Here is a 1,439-nt window from a genome sequence, read left to right as displayed (position 1 = left end):
GTTCACCGCGCTGCTGCTGTCGCTGCCCGGGTCCCCGGTGCTGTATTACGGCGATGAGATCGGGATGGGCGACAACATCTGGCTCGGTGACCGCGACGGTGTCCGTACCCCGATGCAGTGGACCCCGGACCGCAACGCGGGCTTCTCCACCGCGAACCCGGGCCGGCTCTTCCTGCCGGCCAACCAGGACCCGGTGTACGGCTACCAGGCGGTCAACGTCGAGGCCCAGCGGGACAGCTCGACGTCGCTGCTGAACTGGACGCGCACCATGCTGGCCGTGCGTCGCCGGCACGACGCGTTCGCGACCGGCACGTTCCGCGAGCTGGGCGGCTCGAACCCGTCGGTGCTGGCGTTCCTGCGCGAGGACGGCGACGACGTCGTGCTGTGCGTCAACAACCTGTCCCGCTTCCCGCAGCCGATCGAGCTGAACCTGCAACACTGGGCCGGCTACACGCCGGTGGAGCTGACCGGGCACGTGAACTTCCCGCGGATCGGTCAGCTGCCATACCTCCTGACCCTGCCCGGACACGGCTTCTACTGGTTCCAGCTGTGCGGATCGGAGGAGAAGCAATGACGTTGCCCTACGCCGAGTGGCTGCCGCAGCAGCGCTGGTACGCGGGCAAGACGCGGACTCTCGAGTCGGCGGAACCCGCCATGGTGACCCCGCTGCGCGACAACCTCGACCACGTCCTGGTCGACGCCACCTACACCGACGGCAGCTCGGACCGGTACCAGGTGCTGGTGGCCTGGGACAGCGGGCCGATCTTCGAGTACAGCACGGTCGCGACCATCGGCACCGACGGCGACCGCACCGGGTACGACGCGCTCTACGACCCGTCGGCGGCGCGCTACCTGCTCTCGCTGATCGCGGAGGGCGCGACGAAGGGCGACATCACCTTCGAACCCGAGCCGGACGTGACGCTGCCGGTGGACCGGGCCCCGCGGGTGTTCGACGCCGAGCAGAGCAACACCAGCGTGATCTTCGAGCAGGAGGCGATCCTCAAGATCTTCCGGCGGGTGCAGACCGGCATCAACCCGGACACCGAGCTGAACCGGGTGCTCGGCCGGGCCGGCAACCCGCACGTCGCGCGGCTGCTCGGCTCGTTCGAGGCCACCGACACCCCGCTGGGCATGGTCACCGAGTACGCCGAGAACTCGGCCGAGGGCTGGGCGATGGCGACCGCGAGCGCGCGGGATCTGTTCGCCGAGGACGCCGAGCTGCGCGCCGACGAGGTGGGCGGCGACTTCCAGGGTGAGTCGTACCGCTTGGGCGAGGCGGTCGCCTCCGTGCACGCCACGCTCGCGCAGGAGCTCGGGTCCGGCCCGGCGCCCTTCCCGGTGGAGGCGGTGGTGGCCCGGCTCAACTCGGCGGTGGCCACGGTGCCCGAGCTGCGGACCGCGGCGCCGGCCATCGAGGAGCGGTTCCGCAAGCTGACCGG

The 1,439-nt window shown here is 70.6% G+C and carries 2 protein-coding genes; both read left to right on the top strand.

Features of this window, described 5'->3' with window-relative positions; translation table 11 throughout:
- The coding region (locus AB0M20_RS43310; RefSeq protein WP_364307303.1) for an alpha-glucosidase C-terminal domain-containing protein at positions 1–574 on the top strand (574 nt) is incomplete at its 5' end.
- Positions 571–1,439: maltokinase (locus AB0M20_RS43305; RefSeq protein WP_364307301.1), on the top strand; the 869-nt coding region annotated here is incomplete at its 3' end. The genes AB0M20_RS43310 and AB0M20_RS43305, both read left to right, overlap by 4 nt.

This window comes from Actinoplanes sp. NPDC051633 (assembly GCF_040681735.1).
Taxonomy (GTDB): Bacteria; Actinomycetota; Actinomycetes; order Mycobacteriales; family Micromonosporaceae; genus Actinoplanes.
Note: the sequence above shows the minus strand (reverse complement) of the source record. Positions and strands in the feature narration are given on the sequence as shown.